4 protein-coding genes are annotated in these 3,793 nt (G+C 44.0%); all 4 read left to right on the forward strand.

All coding sequences use genetic code 11. From position 1 onward, the window contains the following. The first annotated feature begins 624 nt into the window (after nt 1–624). The gene (locus V9G42_00485) at nt 625–1,086 is read left to right on the forward strand and encodes a lasso peptide biosynthesis B2 protein (protein ID MEI2757886.1); all 462 of its coding nucleotides are present in this window, start codon (nt 625–627) and stop codon (nt 1,084–1,086) included. 335 nt (nt 1,087–1,421) lie between these two features. Then, nucleotides 1,422–2,318, forward strand: a complete 897-nt coding sequence (locus tag V9G42_00490) for a hypothetical protein (protein ID MEI2757887.1) — start codon at nt 1,422–1,424, stop codon at nt 2,316–2,318. Nucleotides 2,319–2,383: 65 nt separating this feature from the next. Then, nucleotides 2,384–2,695: a PqqD family peptide modification chaperone gene (locus tag V9G42_00495; GenBank protein MEI2757888.1), complete on the forward strand. Its 312-nt coding sequence runs from the start codon at nt 2,384–2,386 to the stop codon at nt 2,693–2,695. 19 nt (nt 2,696–2,714) lie between these two features. Beyond that, nucleotides 2,715–3,793 (forward strand): ABC transporter transmembrane domain-containing protein (locus V9G42_00500; protein MEI2757889.1); only part of this gene is annotated, 1,079 nt, incomplete at its 3' end.

Consider the following 3,793-nt stretch of genomic DNA (forward strand, 5'->3'; position numbering starts at 1 on the left):
GATCAATCCTGACCAGCCCTTTTAAGGTCAAAATAATCAACATTGATAATCAATGGCTTGTGTTTATTTTTATTACCTATTTTATGACCGGATTCGATTTTTAGCCGAGGCAAGCCACTGAGAATCAGGTGGTTACGTCAACCGCCAACCGAACCCCTTAAAAGGCCTGATCAATCCTGGACAAAGCGTCCGCCGGTCGTGGCTCGGCCCGATTCTTTCCAAGAGTTAAGGGTATCGGCCGTGCGCGAAAAACAAACAGCCCGATCACGTTGAGTTTTTCTATATGGTGATTTGTCGGTCCATTTTGGTCCGATTGACTATAAAAAAGCAATTTTTCAGCTTATTTTGGCCTGTTTCTTTACAAAATACGTCACCGATATTACGTGTTGAGAATGTTGGCTCAATTAATATATAGTAGGTACATAGTAATTTTATGTGCTTGATAAGCATATCGTAACTTTTTTAATCACAAATTGCTTAATGAAATTTTTTAATGCAGATGTGTTCTTAAGCATGCATAAATCTTTTTCTTGAAATTATCTTTAGTAAAAGGTGTCTTGCGCGACTTATCGTGAGTATAAGGTATGTTTTTTGCATAATTTTTTGTGTTAATTTGAATAATACATGTTCATTGAGGTAAAAGTGAGCAAGCTGTATAAATTCTTGGGGCTCCCGAGACATGAAAAATGGCTGTATCTGAACACAGCGATCTGGTTGCTTGGGGTGAAAGCGGGGTTATGCATATTGCCATTTTATCGCTTATGTGGATGGCTAAATCGTAATGACGATTTGAATGGTAGACTGGCGGATGTTCAGGAAATTCTCCTAATTGTTCAGGCTATCGAGCGTATTAGTCAATTGTTGGCTCCTCTACGGATGAACTGTCTGCCTCAGGCGCTGGTAGGATATAAGTTGCTTCGTCAGAAAAAATTCGATGTAAAATTGAAAATTGGTGTGATGAAAAACCTTGGTGATCGTTTGGTTGCTCATGCTTGGCTGGAATATCAAGGCGAAGTAATACTTGGCAATTTACAGTGTTTAGGACAATTCGCGCCTTTTCCCTCTTTAAGGTTAGTCAGATCGTGATAAATTTTGCAGATGTGCTGGATAATTTTTAAAAAGAGGTGAAAGTTATTGAGAAATTAATAAAGAAATGAATAAGGCAATATGTTTTCTATTGATTCGATTTGGCAACTTAAGGAGAAACCATGAAAAAATCCTATGCTACTCCTAGGGTCGTTGTACATGGCACGGTCGAGGATATAACTCAGTCGACCACTTTAAGCCGTATCTTTGGATATCCTGGCTACGGTCACGGCGGGGGTCACGGCGGGGGTCACGGCGGGGGTCACGGCGGGGGTCATCACACCGGTTCGTAAAAGAGGACCGTTAAGAATAAAACGCGTAGACTAGATTTAGTAATGTCGTTTTATTCGGCTTACGGTTGTGTACTGAAATCCGCTTTACCCTTGCCAGAACTTCTTGTTAGTCAGGGTAAAGCGGATATTTTTATTGAAATTAATCGTCGTGGATGTATCGCGTCTCATGAGCCTTCGCCAATACTGTGCGCGAGCGCCTCATTAAATCGGGTTCATCTGACGTGGGGCGCAGTTGGTGATCTGCTAATTGAAGAAGGCCGTCAGATTACTGTTTTACCCTGTCCTGATGCTGATGATGATGCACTACGTCTTTTTATTCTAGGTGCTGGCATAGGCATATTGTTGCACCAGCGTGGATTGTTGGTTTTGCATGCTAGCGGTGTGTCCATCCATGGTCGGATGGTTGGTTTTATTGGCGCAAAAGGTTGGGGGAAATCAACCACAGCCGCATTTCTTAATCGACGCGGACACGCCTTGATTTCGGATGAATTGCTGGTAGTGGACTTTGATGATCGGGGTCAACCTTTATCGATACCGGGTCCACCTCAAATAAGATTGTGGTCGGATGCATTGGTTAGCACTGGAGGTGATCCTGATACTGCTCTCCGGGTGAGATCTGGCGTCGATAAATTCAATGTGAACGCCGCAAACATCGCTCCGGAAGCGCTTCCTTTTCACAGTCTTTATCTGCTGGATGCGGGAGAAGAGTTCGCCATCCAGTCGATGACACCCAGCGAAGCGTTTTTTGGGGTCGTTCCACATTTATATGTGTGCCGATTTGGAACCCAATTTTTACAGTCGACTGGCGCTATCCGCGCATTTCAGCAGTTGAATTTTTTATTGAAAAAAATTACTGTTAAACGTCTATTGCGCCAGTGGAACCTCGGCCAGCTTCCCGATATCGCTCGACGAGTTGAACAAGATATTTTACACGAATAGCAGTAAAATAAATGATATTACTTCGCTGTTTATTCTCGTTTGCCAACACTTTGGAAGGCTAGCCCATGAACAATAGCCTCAGCAGAAATTCGGTATTGGTAGCAAGCAAGGAACAAGTGTCTGCTGATCTGTCCTCTGACACCTCAGGTAGCGCCGTAATCTTAAGTCTCAAGGACGGTATGTACTATGAACTGAAGGAGGTTGCAGCTCGTGTTTGGAGCCTCATTCAGCAACCACGCTCTATCCAAGCTGTTCTTGATATACTGCTTGAAGAGTACGAAGTGGAAACCGGGCGATGTGAAGCAGATTTGATCGCGCTGGCCGAAGACCTGTCCAAGCGAGGTCTCATTAACATAGAAATGAATTTTAAGTCATAATTTACACTGATTATCGGCTTTGAAAAACTCGTTAAATTTTATTGATGGACTTCGAGTAGATAGAGCCCTAAAGTTCGTTTGGAACGCGGCTCCTCAATGGACTGTCCTTGGCACCTTCTTGCTTATCATCCAAAGTGTGGTCCCTTTGGCCACTCTTTATATCTTCAAGCTTGTGGTCGATCATCTCACTAAAGAAAATGGGTATTCCGCTGTTGGAATTGACTTTCAAAACCTTGTAACTCTAATAGCTGTCGCATTGGGGTTGGCCGTCATTGGTAATCTGTGTAATGCCTTGATGGGTTACACGAGCGAAATGCAGACGCATCTCGTTGCCGATTATATGCAGCGTCTTGTTCAGGCGAAATCCATCGATATGGATCTTGCCTACTACGAACATTCCCAATTTTATGACAAGTTGCATAGGGCTCAGCGTGAAGCACCATCGCGCCCCCTGCGCATCATTTCCGGATTGACTGCACTCGCTTTAAACAGCCTGACATTGTTAAGTGCTTTTGCTCTCTTGCTGATGTTTAATTGGGCTGTCGTTGTGGCGGTATTAGCAGCTTCCATTCCTGTACTCATATACCGGATTAAATATGCTGAGGAATTATATCAGTTAAATCGCGAAAAAACGGCGAGCGAACGCTTGAGCAGATATTTCAACGATGTGATCACGACTGCTGAAAACGCAAAAGAAGTGCGAGCATTTGGGTTTGGACCCCTTATAGCCTATCGATTTAGTGAAATTAGGTTAATGATTCGAGCCAGTCTGCACCGTATTTCAGCACAAGCTTATCGTAGACAATTCATCACCGAGTCCACCGCTGCTCTTGCCGGGTACGGAGCGCTCGCCTTTATCGCCTACGCCGCCGTACAAAAATCTATCACGCTAGGAGAGATGGTGATGTATTTCGGGGCTTTTCAAGTCGCGATTGGTTCACTCAGACCCACCTTGAGCGGTTTGGCTGAGCTCTACGAAAACAATCTTTTTTTATCGACGCTATATGAGTTTCTTGATGTCAATAAGAGCGTCCCCGATCCGGTCAAACCTAAGGAAATGCCACGCCCTTGGCGGTCTGGTTTGAGTGTGGAAAACTT

The sequence above is a fragment of the Bacteroidia bacterium genome (assembly GCA_037045145.1).
In the GTDB taxonomy this organism is placed as follows: Bacteria; Bacteroidota; Bacteroidia; order AKYH767-A; family OLB10; genus OLB10.

Coding starts and splice junctions, on each gene's coding strand:
- V9G42_00485 (MEI2757886.1), top strand. CDS start 625: ATGTTCATTGAGGTAAAAGTGAGCAAGCTGTATAAATTCTTGGGGCTC.
- V9G42_00490 (MEI2757887.1), top strand. CDS start 1,422: ATGTCGTTTTATTCGGCTTACGGTTGTGTACTGAAATCCGCTTTACCC.
- V9G42_00495 (MEI2757888.1), top strand. CDS start 2,384: ATGAACAATAGCCTCAGCAGAAATTCGGTATTGGTAGCAAGCAAGGAA.